This window comes from Nocardia sp. NPDC057663, assembly GCF_042799895.1.
Taxonomy (GTDB): Bacteria; Actinomycetota; Actinomycetes; order Mycobacteriales; family Mycobacteriaceae; genus Nocardia.
Map to the genome: position 1 here is coordinate 1 of NZ_JBHVHX010000004.1, position 17,997 is coordinate 17,997.

Sequence of the window (17,997 nt, forward strand, 5' to 3'; positions counted from 1 at the left end):
AGGTCTACGCTGAGCATCTGAACTGTGGTGACGCACTGACTGCTTGAGCGCAGCAACGTTTACCGAACACCCGGCGCGACAGTGGCATTGGCGGCGCATCAGCAGGCGGAAATGTTCGGAAACCCGTTCGTTTACTGGTAGCTTCAACCCCGGTTATCGAACACGTTTCCTGAACGTACGGAGGGGTTTTCATGGCGTTGGTCGGTCTGGTCCGGGTCAGCACGAGCAAGCAGGAGACCGCACGCCAGCACGACGATCTCGACCCGATCTGCGTGAAGGTCTTCGAGGAGAAGATCAGCGGCACGATCAAAGTCGCCGACCGGCCCGGCCTCCAAGATGCCCTGAGCTATCTGCGTCCTGGTGATCTACTCACCGTGCAGGAGGCCGACCGGCTCGGCCGAAACCTCCTCGAGGGGCTGATCGTGCTCAACGATCTGTTCCAGCAGGGGATCTCGGTCAAGGTACTGCACGGCATCGCCGCCGGAGAACACATCGAGCGCAGCCTCATCCTGGACCTGGCGCTCGCCCTGGCCGAAGACCGGCGCCGCGACATCTCCCGCAAGACCCGCAACGGACTGGAGTCCGCGGCTCGGCGTGGCCGCAAGGGTGGCCGGCCTCGGGTGGTCGACGACGACAAGCGCCGCGCGATCCTGGCACGCCACGGCGAAGGCCAGTCTTTGCGCGAGATCTCCCGCGGCATCGGGGTGAGCCTGGCCGTGGTGCACGGTGAGGTCGTAGCCGCCTGCGAAGCGGCGAGTCCGTCAGGAACGCCGTGAGTGGTTGTCGGTCCCCGGTGGGATGCTCGCACTATGGAAATGCGTAACGGCGTGTGGAGCAGCCAGAGCAAGGCCAGTGACGCTGACGACATTCAGCGGTGAGCTAGGAAGATCCTCAACGCGACAACAGATCCCGAGATCGAGCGCTTGGCAAAGAAGATCAAGCGCGCTGCTGAAGATCTAGAGCGCGCCTCCGTCGTTAGTCAGGCACGGAGATCGCGGACGAACTCTGCGCCGCCGGGCCGGGAATCGTGAAAGGGATCATGCCCCTCTCCGCGGGACCGGACTGCACATAGCCCAGCTTGCGCAGCATCCCAAGGCTCTCTTTGTTCCTCGTATCGACAGACCCGCCCAGCGTCATCAAGTCCGCGAGTTCTGGACGACCGAACACAGCCTTGAGCGCTGCCGACCCGAGGCCTTCCTCCTGCCGCAAAGGGTCGATGACGATGTTTACGCCACCATGGAACGGCGGCATCACCGGATCATCCTCCCGTTCGGTCCAACTGCCGGTCACCTGCACAGAGACGAATCCGACCGCCACCTTGGCCGCATCATGCACCATGTAGCGAACCAGCGGCCGTGCGAGGTACCTGCCTGAGCTCACCTTCGAGCCGGGCGCGCCGGGCCACAACTGGTGCTCCAGGTCGTGGACGTACTTCGACACAGCCTCGTCTTCCCACCACCGCTGCAATGTGGGCAGATCGCTTGTCGTGTATTCGGTGAACTCGACCTCGGGCAACGCCATGACCGACAACGTATTCGCGCGCGGCGATCAGCGCAGTAAGACCGCCGATTCGGCCCGCTTATCAGAGGCTAGGCCCCCACCGCCATCTTGACCTGCTCGGTGGACCTGTGGTTGACGCCACCCCATCGGTCCGAACCGGCTCGCCCGCAAAACAACGCCGAACGCCCCGGACTTGCACGGTCCGGGCACGCGCGGAGCACCACGACCCAGCCCTGGTCGGTGCGGCGTTGCAGGGCTCATCCCCGCTCGCGCGGGCATGCAATCATCCCAAATGTCCGGTTCAGCGCAACCGTGCACTCTTGTGCGGCACAGGACGATGACCAGCAAGCTCGCCGCGATCTACCTCGTGCACGAGTACGCCCGAAGACTGCGCACCGGAATCGGGATTATCTCGTATAACCCGCGGTTCGTCCCCGGCACCGACCTCGCCCGCGACGCTGATGCTGTTTCCCGGTTCGCGGTACGACACTCCTGCCGGTACTGACCCTGACACCGTCGGCGACCAGCCGCAGGACCGCGGGCCGGCACCTTGCCGATGTCGTGCTAGGCGCAACCAAGGCTCCGACCGGCGCCTATGTCGATCGCGCTGTCGTCCGACCGTCGTCGACAGAGTCCTACGACATTCAGCGGGAAGCCGAGGTCTGGAGTACTGCCGAGTACATCATCGAGCCATACTTCAGTCGGTGAGCGTTCCGGATCGTCGCGATCGCTGTCAAACGGCTCCTGAGGTCCCGACCCCACCAGGATCATTACCTGTCGTGGCTCGGTTTCGCCGGCTCCGAAAGACTACGGCCTCCTCGTCCCGGCGGCCACCGCGCCCAATCTGATGCTCCGTCGGAAGCCGCGCGAGTACCATTTCGTCATCACCGTGCAAGCCTCGAACGGACGCGGCGGCCTGACCACGATGACCCGCGACGGCATCGTGACTGAGGTAAGCACTCGCGAGCAGGCGCTTCACCGAGCATGGGACGAAGCAAAAGCGGCGTACGGCTTGACGGACGCCATCGTCATCTACTTCTCCCTCAAACCGAACAAGCTGGCCGCATGACGGAACGAGCGCGAACGCGGCGCGACGGAGTTCCGCTAGCGGACAGACCTCGGTGCTGGTGACCACCTCGGCCGCCTCCGCCGCTCGATCGCGCCGTTCGTCGCCCAAGCAATCACCCGTCGTCGATTGGAAGTCTTCAGAGGCTTCTCAGAAGAACTTTCGACCCGAAGCAGCCGATGTTGTGTCTTCGCAACCCGTTCCGATGCTCCGATGGGCAGGTGGATTGTTAGGTCGACCCAATCGGCCCGCTGCATCTCCTTTGCGTCGTCTCGGTCAATCTCCAGATCGATGTGCATCCGTACTATGTCCGGCGCCATCACCACCAATCCACTGGGCTGGTCGGTCGCACCATACGGGTTGAACTCTTTCTGCCTGGGCAGGTGTGCAGCGGCTGGTTGGTGCGGGTCGGCGGGCCTCAGAGGAGCGGACGTAACGAACTGGGCCTCCGAGCAATCAATCTCAACACCGGTGGAAGCCGTGAGGGTGATCTGCTGGCGGTACACAGGGAAGAACGTGTGCGCCCCTGGCTCGGTGTCGATGAGAAGGACAGCGAAGAATGACAGATCTAGTGGTGGCTGCGGAACCGTCACGTCGATCTCGTCGTACAACGTAGCCACAGAAGTTACGACCGCCAGGTCGGGCGCTGCCGCCGATTCCCGCAGCACCGACAGCAGCTCGGCGCGGGTCGCGGTTCGATTGCTGGTGCCCTCCCGCCAGGGTATTGCTGCGGTTGCCCACCGGTATCCGCTGAGTGGATTGTTCGGGTCTTTCGGCACCTTGGGCAGTTTCACGAGGTAGGGGGCCTGGTCCGTTTCGAACTGCAGGGCCATCACGGACCCATAGTCAGTGACGACCCGAAGGATGTTCAGGGACGGCGCCACGCCGTACGCGAAATCGCCCTGCATCTGCTGCCACCAGCTCGCGGGGTCAGTGTCGTCCACGGCAACGATCTTGTGGGAGCCTTCGCAGAGCCCGATGATCCATAGGATGGGGTAGCCGCCGGCGGCGTTGGCCATCCCCGCTAGCTGGCCCGCCTTGTCCAGCTTCGGCCACTCGCGCTTCGCTTCGACATGGTCGTCTTCGACCTTGCCGCCAGCGATGACGTGGTTGACGATCTCGTTCACTCGGATCTCGAGCTGGACCTTGTTCACAACGATCCAAGGTACCGGCGCAAGGGGCTGCGTGATGTGGCGCGGTACTAGTCGGAGGCGCGGGCGTGCATCAGCGACTGAATTGCTATCGGCAGTAGAGAGGCATCGTCGCCCCACCCCGGCGGGACGAAGATTCCCGACACGGCGCGCATGTCGATCTTCTTCGGCACAAGTGTTGGAATCGGCTGGGGAAGAGGGTGAATCAGGTCCAAACCAACGCTCGCCGCAACGCCGTCGAGTCGCTCCTTGTGCCGCGGCCCGGAATCGTACGTCCTGGGCACAACCAGGAGGGCGAAGGTGCCGAGCCCGATCGCCTCGGTAGCGGTGACCGGCCCGCTCCTGACGGTGAATCCGCTCGGGACGTTCGAGTGGTCGAGGACGACGTGATCGCCCTTCTCGATGGCTATCTGGCGTGAGACGAAGTCGGTGCCGCTGACATAGGCGTCGATCCTCGCGGCGTACACACGAATGCCGGCTGGCAAGCCTCCTGCGGTTCGTCCGCTGAACCGGCGAAGCAGCAGGTCACGACTTTCATCGACAGGAAGCGCGCAGATTCCTGTGCAAAGACCCAGCAGCAGAGTGACCCACACCGCCCAGTCGGCAAGATCGGTCAGAGACTTTCGGGTGACCGGCTCGCCGGTGTCGACCAGCTGGAGAAGGTTTCGACGGCTATGCAGCGTTGAAGTGGCGCGTTGATGTGCCTCGCATAGTTCAGTCCGGTACCGCGCCAGATCGGCGCTGTTCGGGTCGAGACCGAATCGCTTCCAAAGTGCCTGCGGAACAATGTGTTCAGTAGTGCCCGCGTGAGAGCCGCAGATGATGCAGAGCTGGCCAGAGCGCATGCGACCATGGTACGGAGTGGTTAGGTGACCGTGCGTGGCTCAGGCCGCGGTGAGCGTCTCTGGGTGCACGTTGGCCTTCAGGCTCGGCCGTGCCAGGCTCGCAGCCCGCACCTGCCCCGAGGGCCACACCCTCACAACCCGAGCCCGGAGCGCACGGCCCACAACCGCAGATTCGCGTGGGCGGTCCTCGAACTGATCGCGCTTCTTGCACCTTCCAGCCTCAGGTCGTGTGTGCATGTCCGCCTGCGCAGCAGCAGGATTCCCGCCGACGAGATCGAACCTGAAATCACTTCGTGACCAGCCTGAAGATCGTTCGCGGCTGGACTCGATACCGGAAGAGCCATTGATCGGGACCCCTCACCTAGGTACCCCATGGCCTCTTCCCGATTTCCCCCTTCCCCGGATTCGAAATCCCAGCAGCTGATTCGCCGGTCCCAGACCTGCACAGCAGGATTCGGTCGAGTAGCACCGTCGCCCCCTCTACCGGCGCCGGCCACCCCGTCTAGATCGAGCAGCCATGAAAGCTGCCGCGACCAGGCATGGCTCGATGTCGCGTAAGCGTGACGCCGAGGGGCCAGCGGAGAAGGACCGACACCGTGTCGAGACGGAGTGCCCCGCTGAGCTGCACCCGCTCCCCCGGTCAGCAGGCCATGCGCTTCTTCGCCTTCTGCTCCCTCCCGGGCGCGGACTCGATTCCAAGGACTCTGACGACAAGGAGGTCTCGTGACAACCGACAACGCGTGGGCGGTCCTCGACGACCTGTACAGACTCGAAACCACCGACCTCGATCCCGTCGGCGAGGAAGAACTTGCCTTTTACGGCCGCTGCAGCACGGAGGACAACCAAGACCCCGAAACCTCCTACCAATGGCAACTCGGCAACGCCGAGAAGTTCGTCAACGGACGAATCGTCACCAGCTACTTCGACATCGGGCAATCACGCTCGGTGCCTTGGCATCGCCGCACCGAAGCCGCCAAACTCCTCGACGACCTGCGCAACCCTGACCGCGGCTGGACCGGCATCGTCGTCGGCGAAGGAACCCGCTGCTGGTTCGGCAACCAATTCAGCCTCGCCGCACCCCGCATCCACGCCTACAACGTCTCCATCTGGGTCCCCGAACTCGGCAACCGGTACGACCCCCACAACGTCACCCACACCATGATGATGAACATGCTCGGCGGGCTCAGCGAGTCCGAACGCCAGCATGTTCAGCAACGCACCCGCGCCAGCATGAACGCGCAAGTCCTCAACGAAGGCCGCCACCAAGGCGGGCGCCCGCCCTACGGATACCTCGTCGTCGACGGTCCGCCACACCCCAATCCGAACCGCCGCAGACAACCTGAAACTCCGCATCCTGTCCATCGATGCCGCCACCGCCCCTGTGGTGCAACGGATCTTTCGCCTCTACCTCGAGGGCCGAAGCGATCGAGTCATCGCGACCGAAAACTCAACCAGGAGAACATCCCCTGCCCGTCCGGAACAGAATAGGCATCGTTCCGGTGACGGTTGGCAGGCCACCACGGTCGGGGCCATCCTGCAGAACCCCCGCTACACCGGCTACGCCGTCTTCGGGCGCTGGACCAAAACCGAACAGCTGCTCGACCCTGACGACGTCGCCGCCGGCAACATCGTCAAGTTCAAACGCTCACCCGCACAACGCACCAGGCCGATCAGCTCCGGCAACATCTACCAGTTCAGAGGGCGGGTTTACTGCGACATCTGCAGCCGCAAGATGCAGGGCGAAATGCTGCGCAAGGCGGTCTACTACCGGTGCCGAGCTCGCACGCTCCCGCCCGGTAGTCCCGTCCGGGAAATCCACCCTCCAACGGTAAACCCTCCGCGAAGCCGACATCACCGCACCCGTCGACGAGTGGCTATCCACCCTGTTTCATCCCGAGAGCCTCGACCGCACGATCGACGCACTCCTCGCGGCACAGGACGACATCGACAGCGACTCACGCCAGGTCTCCCTACGCCGACGCATCGAGCACGCATCCACGCGGATCGAACGCCATCTCGCTGCGATCGAAGCGGGAATCGACCCGCAGGCAGTACTCGACGCGATGAACGCCGCCCAAGCCGACAAAGCCGCCGCACAGGTCGAGCTGAACAGACTGCCCACACGAGAACAGTTCAGCGAGACCGAGCTCCGCAAGATCATCGAATCACACGGCGATGTCCGCCTAATCCTGGCTGGAGGCACCCCGGAGTACAAAAGGGACCTCTCTAACGCAATCGAGCTCCAAGTGCGCTATGCGCACTCGGAGCATCGAATGATCATTACGACATCCCCTGTTGGGGATAGCGCTGGTGTCCGGAGGGGGACACACTCGCTATCCACAACTGTCCGACTCAACCGTGGCCACAGACTAGACAGCACCACGATTCACTGCGCCAGCCGTCCACACCGGGCAAACCCACTGCGGCACAAGCGGTTCAGGGCAAATCCGCGACCGCCGATCGGTCACAAGAAGAACTGGACTCATCGGACCTGTACAGCTCTCAGCTGACGGGACGAAACCGGGCCAGTTTCACGTCACGGACCATCCCGCAAGTGCAGGCGACAGGCGGCCGGGCAGGATACCCTCGCCGTTATCCGTACCATCCCACTGGTTCTGCAGGGAGTCGACTATCCCAAGTTGCGGCGTCCCCAGTCTCCCCATGTCCCGGCATCAGTGACGCGGAGGAAGAACTTCCCCGCCGAAGATGACCTCGTCGCCACCAGACTCGACCTCAGGCCGCCGATCCACGAGCAGCACGCATACCGCTGCGGCGACCTTGAGACCAATCGTTGCCAATGCAGTCGGTAGCCTGCGGCTTATGGGTCAGTGCAAGACGTTGAGATTCACGCCAAGTCGTGAGGCCCAGCGCCGCCGGCCTGGACCCACTCACGCCTTTACGACAACAGACGTCAACTTCATATTCCTTTCCCGGATGTCAGCTCCATTCAGGGATCGCAGTAGTTAGGTCTTCCTTCACTAAGGGCGGGCTACCATTTGCCACGCGAATCATATTTACTAGCAAGAGGATCTTCTCGCGAAGATCGAGGATGTCCAGCCCGCTCGACCATCGGTGTGCCACCTCTCGGGCCACCTTTACCTTGTCGGGTTTGAACTCCTTGCCCTCGGCAGGTTTAAGCACGTCGCTCCAGCGGTCGACGTTCCCGACCATCTCAGCCCTCGGATGCACGTGATGAACCACCTCCGCGAGGAGGTCTTTCGGTACATAGTTCTCGACGGTTCGCCCGCTCGTCACCCACGCCAAGCCAGGTTTCCCATTTTCGGACAGTTCGCTGACAACACGCTGCTTGGTCGGATTTATCTTCGAGCGGGCGGCGTTCTTGTCACTGTCGATCATGATTGCAAGATGACGGTTGAGTCGACGCAGGCTGATAAACTCCCCAACGTCCGGATCATCAGCAGAAAGATGGCTCAATAGCCGCCCACCGTAGAACATGATCGTGTAGTCGACACCTTCTTTCAGTTGAGGGTCTGCCAGGCCCATCCAGTGGCGGACATAGATCCGATCGGACGGACCCTCAACCCAGATCGTCGCATTCGATTGCAGCAGGTCGCTTGGACGATATCCAAGGTCGGCGCATATAGAAGAGAGTTCGTGCGCATTTCCTGCATTAGAAATTTCAGTTCCGTTTGCATATGTGTAGGTAGAATGGAAGACCTGAGCATAGCGGTCATCAAGCATATGCGCCGAGTGCGTCGCAATCAGATACTGGTTATCTGTATTGTCGTGGAGGTATCGGAGGAGTTTTCGTTGCAGCAAAGGGTGAAGATGAACCTCAGGCTCTTCCATGCAAATCAAAGTATTTTGCTCCAGTGTCGCAGCGGCAGCCAGAATCACTACCTGAGAGACGCCGGTCCCAAGGGACTCTAGAGGCAACAACAATCCCCGACGGCGCACATTGATCTCCTGCGCATCGTGAGAAAGTTCGATACGGGCGTCTTCTTCCTCCAAAACCACCTGAAGGAATTTATTTACAGCCTCGAATCGCTCCCGGTCAGAGTCCCGTTCGCGCGTTGGAGCCTGGAGCGCAAGCAACCTCTTGATCAACCCGTCACCGGTGAACGGCGCACGAGGATCTTCGGATTGGTCCAGATCAGTGATACGTCGAGAGGCCTCGACCACTCTGACAGGTGGGATCATGACATAGTTTGAGGCAATGTGCTCAAGTAGCTTCAATTCATTCTCCCCCCGGCCGCTACTGGCACCGGAGAATGCGTTCAAGACGAAGTTGTAGACTTGCGCAGGGTCAACTTCGGGGCTTTCCAAAATGGCATGAGCCTGCTTGCGAGGACTCATCGTGTACTGATCTACAGCATTCCATCTCAACCAAATCCGGTCGGAGCCATCCATTCTCATCTCGCGGCAATCCAATACCGCCCTGAGTACCTGCAGGGATCCGCGACCGACAGCCGCGAGCGCACCGACACCTTCGATTATCTGCTCGCGGCTCTCCGGACCCAGCGCGAGTGCAAATTCGAATGGAATCGACCGGCTCACCACGGGGACATCCAACCCCTTGGGCTGCTCACGCCGCAACTCGTTCAGCTGGTGGACGAACTTCAACACATTGGACTTACCACTGTTGTTCTGTCCGGCAATAAGCGTAATCTTCGACATGGGCGAAATGAACTGCATGTCGCCGTGAAAGCTTCGAAAACCCTGTATTCCCACGCCATGTAGCAGCATGGTCCCATCTCACCAGATGCTGCCCGGCGGGTGGCCGTTTTTGACTGTTCCTCGGGTAGCGGTTTTCGGCACTCGGCTCGACGTGGCCTCCCCCTCTCCCCCACCCCAAGCGCACCTCCGTTACCAAGGCATACCAGGTAGGGGCGACTCACCAGCCACCACCTCGTTCCGACCACAGTCGACTGAGCGCCACATCATCCGCAGCGCCTTGACCGCCAGAGTGCACCAACCAACTGGTCCACATACGGATTCCGCAAGTATAGCGATGCCCACGTCCACACGACGTGGGCATCGCTGTGCCCACAATCTCCGATGATCGAAACGTCGCATGCCTCGAAACGCCACCAACCCGCGCCTGCCGGTTCCGCTGCTGTGGGTGCACAGACGATCACGGCGACTACGTCCAGGCCAGCGCCGACTCCACTGGGTGCATGTGTACACCGAGGGCATCGACGGCGGTGAGAAGTGATGGTGGCAGACCGAACTCGATCCCAGCGGCGCCGACGGCCTCGGCCGGGTCCGTGTCCAGACAGCCGTGAAATTGCACAACAACCGTCTATCAGTTGACAACCGGTAGACGATTGCATCGAGCCACAGGCCGAGCATCGCCGATTCCAGCGCCAGGTCATCGATTCCGAGACCATAGCGGAGTCGACGCAACCGCGGTAACACCGGGTCGACTACCACCCTTCCGGCGATCCGATGCAGCACCAGAGACATTCGGGCGTCCTCGTCGCCGCCTTGCCCGTCGGAGACGCCCAGACACAGTTGATAGTTGACGACGACCTCGCATCCTCGGACATTCGTCCACGACCGACCATCCCCTGCGGTGATCCGATGGCCGCGATCTCCTGTTCACAACCACACCGAAGCGAGGCCAAAGGCATGCCGACTGAACGATCGCAAGCTGCGCGGCCCGAGGCGACCACTCGAGACGACGTGGGCGCGGACCGTGCGCACGTCTTCTTCTGGAGCGAGCTGTGCATCGCCGCAGCAGTCAGTGTGGTCGGCAACGCGACCCAAGCCGTCCTGCACACGACCGTCCTGCCGGCCGTCGTTGCCGCGGTCGCCGTCATCCCGCCACTGGCGCTGTTGGCTGCGGTGCACGGCGTCGCGCTGCTCGCACGAGCAAACACTGTCTCGCCCAGGGAGCATCCGCCACGCCGACGGACGCACTCGGCGGCATGGTCCAAGTCCTTCGCCGCACCATCTTCGGCGATGCTCCAGGGCCACGGATCCTCTGCTCCGCAGTGACCCTCGCGGTCGGCACGGCCATCTGGATTGTGCATCGTCTCCGCAACCCCGGCGAACCCTCGCTGGTGTTGAGGTGGCTGGCAGCAGTGTTGATCGGCGCCGCGCTCGGCGCATTCCCCTGGCTCGGATAGTCGCCCCGACACTGACCCGGACGGGATCTGTGACGGGTTGTCCGCGGGCCCAATGGACTTCGTCGATGTAGGGGATTTCCTCGCTGGTCGAGCCTTCAAGGTTCTTGCTCGCACACCGGTACGCCAACAGGTCGCGGTTGCTGTTGCCGTTCTGGAGGTTTCCGGGACGATCGCTGTCGGCACCGTGGCGACGCAACCGTCGGGTACGCGCCTGTCGACCCCGGCGGCGCCCACACCGTCGCGGGCCGAACGCAAGCCCGGCAACGAGGCCTGGACGCCTACCGAGATCCCCCAACGCGACCATCGTTCCCGGCAAGATGCGCTCGGACCGCGAGGACAATCCGAGTAGGCCTGGCAGCCTGGGCGGCGAAGGTCGCGCGGTCCAGTGCGGCTTTGGCGAACCCACCCAGCAGAAACACACGCGCTGGCGAGCGCCAGTGTTGGCAACCAGGGTTGACCCGCACGCCCCCAAGTCCTGCATTCGCCGAGGCCCTTGGCTTGCTCGGCCGAACTTGTCGGTGCCGTGGTGCACAGTGTGCAGCACGCCCGTGAGGCTCGGCGAGAGATCGGGCGCCTTTGTGTTCCAGGCGCTGACGGAGTCACCTCTATGAAGGCCGCCGAGCCGAGGTCAGCGCGGGGTGACAACTATCGAAAGCAGGGGATGTGACAAGGAAAACGATCGAGCTTGCCGATCTGATCGAGGCCGTATCAGCCGGGGGCGCAGGCTGTCTCACCTCAAACACCGATTTGCGGCCTGCGGCCGGGCAACATGCTGCTGTGGCCCCCGCGAAGTTCGCGTCGAAGAGCGACTACGGGACCTACGCGTACGAAAAGCGCTACGACGATGGCAAGTTGGCCGACGTGGTCCTGATCGATTCAAAACAGAGCCAGCTCAATCGGTTTGAAGCCGAGCTGGTCAAAGCGATCCACGACGGCGACGAGACGCTCGCGCGGATGCCGCGTTTGGTGGTGAGCTACGACCGCGCGGGCAAACTGATCGAACTGTCTGACGTCGAAATGCCGCACCGCGGGTTCGATGCCCACTTCCGGGCGGGGTACGTCGATGGAACGCCCACCACCCAGCTGGACTTCTATCGCGCGCTGCGCGATTCGTCTCCCATTGAAGCTCGGGCGCTGTTCGACGCGAGCCCGATCAGCATCGTCTTCGGCTCGTGGGACTCGCATCGCAAGGCGCAGCAAGGCAAGTGGCGCAGCATCGTGACCGGCGAGATCATCGGATTCTGCGCCCCGCCGAACAGGGTCGGGGAAGAGGTCATGAAGGGAGGAGGCCGAATCGATCCGCTGGGCGCGAAGATTGAGCTGAGTGCCGCAGCGTTGAAGGCGCTCATGGAGCGCCAGCGCGAAGGGCTGGGCGGTGCAACATCCGACGAGAAGGCAAAGAAGGCGTCCGCAGCCGGGCTGGGCGCGATCGCCCCGAACCTCGGGGCGCTCGCAGGCGTTGCGTGCCGCCGCATCATCCGCAGTCACGTGCTCAGCTTCGCCGCTCTTCGCCAGATCAGGTTTGGGTCGGGTGCCGAAGGCGACGCAGCTTGTCGGGCGCTGCTGGCGGCGCTGGCGTTGAACGGGCTCGCCCGCTCCGACGCCGAACTGAATTTGCGCGCGAACTGCGATCTTGTGGAGGCAGGGGAACAAGAAGTGGTCATCCATGGCCGTGGCGGGTCGGCCGTGGAGTACGAGCCGCTGACGGTCGGTGCCGCTGACCGGTTGCTCGCGGATGCGCTGGCACACGCGGAGAATACCGCTGATGTTGTGTGGAATGGTGTCGTACTGCGGGTCGACGGCGATCCGGCGATCGTGCAGGGGGCGGGCGAGAGCGACGGGCCAGCCGCATGACGTTCTCCATTATCGCGAGCTACCCCTTGCGGACATACCGGGGCAGTCGACCCGACGGGACGGTCGATCGCATGCCGTCGGTGGCCCGCCTGTATTCAGCGTTGTTGGCGGCCGCGGGATTCGGTCCTCGCGCTACGGTGGGCGAGTCGGGCTGGGGGCCTTGCGAAACCGACGCCCAAGCCCTGCGGTGGCTGGAGAATAATCCGCCGACCAGTGTGTCGATTCCGCCCATTCACATCACGACGGGCACCGCCGTCGCCTATCGGAACGACGGCACAATCGGGAAAGTCGCGGGGCGCAAAGCGATCCGCAAGATCGGCAAGCAAGACAGTGTCGTCGCGGTCGACGGCGAGTTCGTCTGGTCCTGGTCGCAGGCTCCGCCCCATCACGTCGCCAGCGCGTTGCGTGAACTCTGCTCCGACGTGTCGCACCTCGGCACGGCGGACTCACCAGTGTTGTTGGATGTCACCCATAAGGCGCCCGCCGCGACGCATGAACTCGACCCGGACGCCGATCTGTTCGCGCTTGATCCCGGTCATGATGTCGATATCCCGACACCCGGCCGCCTGGACGAACTCGCTGCCGCTCACCTGGTCGAGCGCACCGGCAAGGTCGGCAGCGACAAAGCTGGCACCGACGAGCGCTCGACCAGTCGGCCCCTCCCCACCGGCAATGTCCGGGCTGGTCGCTATCGGGCGATTCGGCGGCGTGCTGCGGATGTGCCGTGGCCTGAAGTGCTGGTTGTTCCGCTTTCTCGACGCGTCGCGGACAAGGACCGTGTGAGGGTCGCGGTCGCGGCGCATCGCGCGTTGATCAAGATCCTTGACCGTGACTCGCCGCCGATCCTCACCGGCGACTACGCCGACGACGCGTCACGTCCGTCGAACCGGGTCGCGCTCCAGATCATCGATGGTCAGGCTCCGACCGCGTTCAACAATGGCGGACGTTCCTCGCTCGCGGTGATGATTCCCTCGGGCGCGCGCCCGGCGGACATTGTCGCGGTGCGACGGGCGGTGAGTCGGCTGCGAATTCTGCGTCTGGCAGGTAAGGGCGGATTCCCGATCGAGGTGTGCGGGCCTGTGGATGTCGTTGGTGGAGACCAGATTTGGCTGGAACCGGAGTCGGGCACTATTCGGCTGTGGCGGACCGATCCGGCCGCTGTCCCCGACACGCGCGGATATCGCGGTTGGACTTTCACGCATGCGGTGTTGCTGTCGCTGGGCTATATCTGGCAAGGCACCCGTCAGGTCGGAGCGGTCTCCGGCACCGGTGCGGCGCGGGCGAGCATGCTCGTTGACGCCGCTAATGCCGCTGGTGCGGTGGTGCTTTCGGCCGAGTCCCTTGCCGACAGCAGAGTGCACAACTACGTCCATAAAATGAATCGGAACGCTGTTGTGCGCCCCTACCGTGCGGTGCTATCGCTCGGCGATCTGTGCCCGCCGACGACTCTGATCGCTTTAGGGCAGAGTCGGCACTTGGGCGGCGGGCTGCTCGTGCCCGAGGACTACGCGGAGGGTGAGATATTTCTCGGAGGCTTCGGTGAATAATGCGCTCAGCGTCGATGATTTCGGCGCGTTCTTCGGCGAACTGCATTCAGGCTGTCAACCGTTCGCCTGGCAGTCTCGTCTTCTTGCCGACGTCGTGGCCGGGGACTGGCCCGACACGCTGGCCGCACCCACAGGTGCTGGCAAAACGTCGGTGATCGATATCCATGTCTTCGCGCTGGCGGTGGCTATCGCGCAGGGGACGCCGTTGCCCCCGCGACGGCTGTCGATGATTGTCGACCGTCGCGCGCTCGTCGATGACCAGTATGGGCACGCCCGCGAGGTCGCGGCGCGTCTTGCCGCGCCGCAGACTCCGGTGCTGTCGGCTGTCGCGGAGTTGCTCTGGCAGCTCCGCGGTCGGGACGGAAACGCACGTGCGGGTGAGTCGCCGCTGCTGGTGGCCCGGATTCGTGGCGGTCTCCCGAGTTCACAGCGTTGGGTGGATTACCCGAACGCGCCCGCTGTGCTGTGCGCGACGCCGGAAATGTGGGGCAGTCGACTGTTGTTCCGTGGGTATGGTTCCTCGCCGCGCTCGTGGGCCCGCGCGGCGGGACTGCTCGCGATCGATTCCGTGGCGGTGATCGACGAGGCGCATCTGAGCCGACAACTGCTCCACACCGCACGGCGCGTCAGCGAACTCGCCGCTGTGGCGGAGCAGACGTGGGAAGGCCCGCGCCCGCTGCGAGTGGTCGAGACCACCGCGACCCCAGACAGCACCTCGGGTCGCCGAGTCGAAGTCGACGACACCGACATTGACGAATCGCCGATACTCAAGGCCAAGCTGACTCGACCGAAACCAGTCCAGCTGGTGGCGGTTTCGGGATGGCCGCGAAAACCGGCCGAGACCGCGACGACCATCGTCAGCGAGACGGTGGGGTTGCTCGGCGACGGCACCGTCGGAGTCTTCGTCAACACCGTGACGACGGCCGTGGACGTTGCTGACCGTCTGCGCAAGCACAAGGTCGACGGCCGCGAACTGTGTGTGGTGTTGATCTGCGGCCAGCTCCGCACCATCGACCTTGAGCGACTCGCGAACGACTTTCCAGGCATCTTCAGTCCGGCAGGCTGTTCTGAGGTGGATGTCATCGTCTCGACGCAGTCACTCGAGGTGGGCGCTGACCTGGATTTCAGTGGAATCGTCACCGAACTAGCGACCGGCTCAGCGACGGCACAGCGAGCTGGTCGGGTGAATCGACGAGGTCTGCGCGAATCCGGCCCGGTCATCGTGATCGGGCCCGAGACACCGCCCGACGCGAAGACAAGATCAGGCCCATACGCCGGTGAAGACCTCCTCAACGCATGGAATTGGCTCACTGCCCGCGCGCTCACGACCGAAGGTCTCGCGCCGTGGGCGTTGCGCGAGGCAGCCAACCGGCCGCCGAGGGCCGCGTCGCGGCGAATGCTGCTGCAGCGGCCCGAACTTGGGCAAGCCTGGCATTGGGCGCGGTCGAGTGACCAGCTCGCGGCCGATCCCTCGCTGGAACTGTGGTTGAGCGATGATCTCGACCCCGATTTCGGGGTCGGCATCGCCGTGCGGGCGCTGCCCGAAGACCCCGCCGACGCACTCGATTTCCTCCGGGCGGTCGGCCCCCGTCGGCATGAAACGTTCCCCGTTCCGATCAAGACGGCCCGCACCGCCTTATCGCGGCTACACAAAACGCACCCCGAGATCGCCCAGCGATCCGTCCGTGTGCGGGGGAAGGACGTCGAGACTCTCGAATGGCGAGGCAAGGGGGAAGAGACAACACCTGTCATCCGGCCCGGCGACTTTATTGTCGTCGACACCGACGCCCCGCTGTTCACCGCACCAGGAAATCGCAAGTGGCCGCCCGTCGTGACCGTCGATATGCAAGCTCACCCCGGCGACGACGTCCTCGAAGCGCCCGCGGTATTGGAACGTGAACTGCGCGCCGGCGAGGTCATCCACCGAATCGAGCTGACTCCGAGCCCCGAACTTCTGCCTGAGCACGCGGAACTCAGGGATCAGCTGGACACCCTGGCCGAGCTTGGCCGCGACGAGAGCGACAGTGCGGGCAAGCTGCTGGTCGCGGAATGGTTGGAAAGCAACCTCGACCGGAGCCCGATGGCTCTGCCAGCGGCGAAACTGCTTCGTGATTATCCGCGCATGACTGACGTGATCATCCAACGCGACGCAAGCGATATCGCGACCCGAGTGCTCGTGGTCGACGGGCGCCGCGCGGTTGATGACGAGGACATGCGTCAGGAATGGACGGCAAACGCACACCCGGTCACACTGAGCGCTCATCAAGAAGATGTCGCTCGCCGCGCCGTCGCCCTCGCGACTGCCCTTGGATTGGCCGCCGACGTGGTCAGCGCGGTCGGCGAAGCCGCGCTGCATCACGACGACGGCAAGCAAGATCGGCGTTTCCAAACCCGTTTGGGTGCGAAACCAGGTGTCATATTGGCTAAGAGCGGCGCGAACTCGACTCCGCAAGGCGTGCGCCGAGCACGCGACCGGAGCGGGCTCCCGCCGGGGTGGCGACATGAACAGCAGTCCGTCGTCGAGGCCTGGGACACGATCGCCTCATCGCGCGCGCTAACAGCGCGACTGATCGGCACGACGCACGGGCACGGGCGCACCTCCTTTCCCCATAGCGCAACCGAACTCGTCGGTGGGGACGCGGATGAGCGCACAACCGAGATCGCCAGCATGCTTTTCGATGAGGGCGGTTGGGACGACCTGATCGAACGCACCGAACGTCGCTACGGCGTGTGGGTGTGTGCGTATCTGGAAGCGGTTCTGCGCGCTGCGGATGGCTGCGTGTCAGCGGAAGGACACTGATGGCCAACCTTGAGGAAAAACCGGTCCAATTCCGTATGAGCGGGGCAGACCAGCGAATACTCGTTCACCACATGGCTTTCTATGGCCTGGGCGACATCCTGCACACGCAGATGGACGGGGTGACGCTGCGGTGGGATTCGGGCAAGCCGTGCGTCGAAGCCGCTGGCCTCTCGCCAGAAATCGTTGAAAATACCGTCCGCGAGTGTTTGACGGAACGCAGGATGTGGGTTGACAAGAGAAGCGGGCCGGAAAAACGCGCCACAATGAGTCCCCGATTGACCCCCTTCAAGTCAACCGAGGCGTGGCGCGCGCACCAAAACGATCGTGAGAAGATCCTCGATTCGCTTACCACATCTCGCGCTTGGGACGATCTGCGCTACGTAGCGGCGCTGGGCGAGCCGAGCTACTGGCACCGCGATTTCAAGGGCGTCGTGCTCCAGGATGCGGGTGCAAGCCGGTTCGAAATGCAACCCCGCAACCGCGGGTCGGAGTTCGTGGGCAACCGACTGCGCCCACTGAGCAAGAAACTCCCGACCCGGAAACCGGGCTTGTTGGCCGCAGGGCTCATCGGCGAATCAACAATCGATGAACTCGGCGGGAACCCCGACAGCGTCTCCGCGACCGGGATGACGACCCCCGGAGCGATCGACAATGCCCTGGTGTGGTGCGCGCTATGGGGCATAAGCCAATTCCCGATCGCACCGCGATTGACGGGCAACGCGGTGACCAGCGGCCACCTAACCGTGAGCAAACCACGCCGCGAATGGTTCTATGTCCCAGTCTGGGAAGGCCGCTGGCGGGTGCCTCGCCTACGAACCATTCTCGCGTCCGCGCAACTGAGGGACGCTGCCGTCGCCGGTATCAGCGACCTAGACACCGATGATGTCAAACGCTCGGCGGCATCAGACTGGTTGCGGGCACGAGGTGTTCGGGGGATCGTGCGATTCCCGGTCGGCAGATTCGGCAGCGACAACGCACCCGAGCGGCGCGCCCTAAACGGGGAACCGATTCCCATTCAGGCGGCCGCCACATGAGTATCCAACCCTTTGTCGGCCCACAGCGCCTTCGGGCGTCGCCATGTCGGCCATTAGGAGCCGCACTCCATTGAGGCTGGCTCAATCGTGGGCACTCGCAGGGCCAAG

The 17,997-nt window shown here is 63.4% G+C and carries 14 protein-coding genes; 10 read left to right on the forward strand and 4 right to left on the reverse strand.

All coding sequences use genetic code 11. From position 1 onward, the window contains the following. Nucleotides 1–191 precede the first annotated feature (191 nt). Entirely contained in the window at nucleotides 192–776 is a 585-nt protein-coding gene (locus ACFVAV_RS11255) for a recombinase family protein (protein ID WP_379033628.1), read from the forward strand. A gap of 199 nt (nucleotides 777–975) precedes the next feature. Here the strand turns inward: ACFVAV_RS11255 and ACFVAV_RS11260 are convergent, their stop codons facing one another. After that, nucleotides 976–1,521, reverse strand: a complete 546-nt coding sequence (locus ACFVAV_RS11260) for a GNAT family N-acetyltransferase (protein WP_379033631.1) — start codon at nucleotides 1,519–1,521, stop codon at nucleotides 976–978. A gap of 316 nt (nucleotides 1,522–1,837) precedes the next feature. Between ACFVAV_RS11260 and ACFVAV_RS11265 the strand changes: the two genes are divergently transcribed. Then, nucleotides 1,838–2,005 (forward strand): hypothetical protein, encoded by a 168-nt coding sequence (locus tag ACFVAV_RS11265; RefSeq protein ID WP_379033635.1) that lies wholly within the window; start codon nucleotides 1,838–1,840, stop codon nucleotides 2,003–2,005. 384 nt (nucleotides 2,006–2,389) lie between these two features. After that, nucleotides 2,390–2,569 carry a hypothetical protein gene (locus ACFVAV_RS11270; RefSeq protein ID WP_379033638.1) on the forward strand — a complete coding sequence of 60 codons (180 nt, stop codon included), beginning with the start codon at nucleotides 2,390–2,392 and terminating at the stop codon, nucleotides 2,567–2,569. Between the two features lie 35 nt (nucleotides 2,570–2,604). Here the strand turns inward: ACFVAV_RS11270 and ACFVAV_RS11275 are convergent, their stop codons facing one another. Next, nucleotides 2,605–3,720: a hypothetical protein gene (locus ACFVAV_RS11275; protein ID WP_379033641.1), complete on the reverse strand. Its 1,116-nt coding sequence runs from the start codon at nucleotides 3,718–3,720 to the stop codon at nucleotides 2,605–2,607. Between the two features lie 47 nt (nucleotides 3,721–3,767). Next, the gene (locus ACFVAV_RS11280; protein WP_379033643.1) at nucleotides 3,768–4,562 is read right to left on the reverse strand and encodes a hypothetical protein; all 795 of its coding nucleotides are present in this window, start codon (nucleotides 4,560–4,562) and stop codon (nucleotides 3,768–3,770) included. A gap of 723 nt (nucleotides 4,563–5,285) precedes the next feature. Between ACFVAV_RS11280 and ACFVAV_RS11285 the strand changes: the two genes are divergently transcribed. Together ACFVAV_RS11285 and ACFVAV_RS11290 are read left to right on the forward strand one after the other, a co-directional pair. After that, a complete protein-coding gene (locus ACFVAV_RS11285) occupies nucleotides 5,286–6,050 on the forward strand; it encodes a recombinase family protein (RefSeq protein WP_379033645.1) in 765 nt (254 codons plus the stop codon). Beyond that, the gene (locus ACFVAV_RS11290) at nucleotides 5,947–6,792 is read left to right on the forward strand and encodes a recombinase family protein (RefSeq protein WP_379033648.1); all 846 of its coding nucleotides are present in this window, start codon (nucleotides 5,947–5,949) and stop codon (nucleotides 6,790–6,792) included. Before ACFVAV_RS11285 ends, ACFVAV_RS11290 begins: the two co-directional genes overlap by 104 nt. Before the next feature lie 707 nt (nucleotides 6,793–7,499). On the opposite strand, the gene ACFVAV_RS11295 is transcribed toward ACFVAV_RS11290, so the two are convergent. Further along, nucleotides 7,500–9,200 carry an AAA family ATPase gene (locus tag ACFVAV_RS11295; RefSeq protein ID WP_379033651.1) on the reverse strand — a complete coding sequence of 567 codons (1,701 nt, stop codon included), beginning with the start codon at nucleotides 9,198–9,200 and terminating at the stop codon, nucleotides 7,500–7,502. A 954-nt stretch (nucleotides 9,201–10,154) separates the two neighbouring features. Here ACFVAV_RS11295 and ACFVAV_RS11300 point away from each other — a divergent pair. From ACFVAV_RS11300 to ACFVAV_RS11320, 5 genes are all read left to right on the forward strand, one after another. Continuing rightward, nucleotides 10,155–10,523, forward strand: a complete 369-nt coding sequence (locus ACFVAV_RS11300) for a hypothetical protein (protein WP_379033654.1) — start codon at nucleotides 10,155–10,157, stop codon at nucleotides 10,521–10,523. A gap of 794 nt (nucleotides 10,524–11,317) precedes the next feature. Next, nucleotides 11,318–12,508, forward strand: coding sequence for a type I-U CRISPR-associated RAMP protein Csb1/Cas7u (cas7u, locus tag ACFVAV_RS11305; RefSeq protein ID WP_379033657.1), 1,191 nt, complete (start codon nucleotides 11,318–11,320; stop codon nucleotides 12,506–12,508). Then, a complete protein-coding gene (csb2, locus tag ACFVAV_RS11310; RefSeq protein WP_379033660.1) occupies nucleotides 12,505–14,055 on the forward strand; it encodes a type I-U CRISPR-associated protein Csb2 in 1,551 nt (516 codons plus the stop codon). The genes cas7u and csb2 overlap by 4 nt, the downstream gene beginning before the upstream one ends. Then, entirely contained in the window at nucleotides 14,048–16,855 is a 2,808-nt protein-coding gene (cas3u, locus tag ACFVAV_RS11315) for a type I-U CRISPR-associated helicase/endonuclease Cas3 (RefSeq protein WP_379033663.1), read from the forward strand. The genes csb2 and cas3u overlap by 8 nt, the downstream gene beginning before the upstream one ends. Beyond that, complete coding sequence (locus ACFVAV_RS11320) at nucleotides 16,855–17,889, forward strand: hypothetical protein (RefSeq protein WP_379033666.1); 1,035 nt, start codon at nucleotides 16,855–16,857, stop codon at nucleotides 17,887–17,889. Before cas3u ends, ACFVAV_RS11320 begins: the two co-directional genes overlap by 1 nt. Nucleotides 17,890–17,997 lie beyond the last annotated feature (108 nt).

What these genes read in the sequence shown, in the direction of transcription:
- ACFVAV_RS11255 (WP_379033628.1), top strand. Translation starts at nt 192, where the DNA reads ATGGCGTTGGTCGGTCTGGTCCGGGTCAGCACGAGCAAGCAGGAGACC.
- ACFVAV_RS11260 (WP_379033631.1), bottom strand. Translation starts at nt 1,521, where the DNA reads ATGGCGTTGCCCGAGGTCGAGTTCACCGAATACACGACAAGCGATCTG.
- ACFVAV_RS11265 (WP_379033635.1), top strand. Translation starts at nt 1,838, where the DNA reads ATGACCAGCAAGCTCGCCGCGATCTACCTCGTGCACGAGTACGCCCGA.
- ACFVAV_RS11280 (WP_379033643.1), bottom strand. Translation starts at nt 4,562, where the DNA reads ATGCGCTCTGGCCAGCTCTGCATCATCTGCGGCTCTCACGCGGGCACT.
- ACFVAV_RS11295 (WP_379033651.1), bottom strand. Translation starts at nt 9,200, where the DNA reads ATGTCGAAGATTACGCTTATTGCCGGACAGAACAACAGTGGTAAGTCC.
- ACFVAV_RS11300 (WP_379033654.1), top strand. Translation starts at nt 10,155, where the DNA reads ATGCCGACTGAACGATCGCAAGCTGCGCGGCCCGAGGCGACCACTCGA.
- csb2 (WP_379033660.1), top strand. Translation starts at nt 12,505, where the DNA reads ATGACGTTCTCCATTATCGCGAGCTACCCCTTGCGGACATACCGGGGC.
- ACFVAV_RS11320 (WP_379033666.1), top strand. Translation starts at nt 16,855, where the DNA reads ATGGCCAACCTTGAGGAAAAACCGGTCCAATTCCGTATGAGCGGGGCA.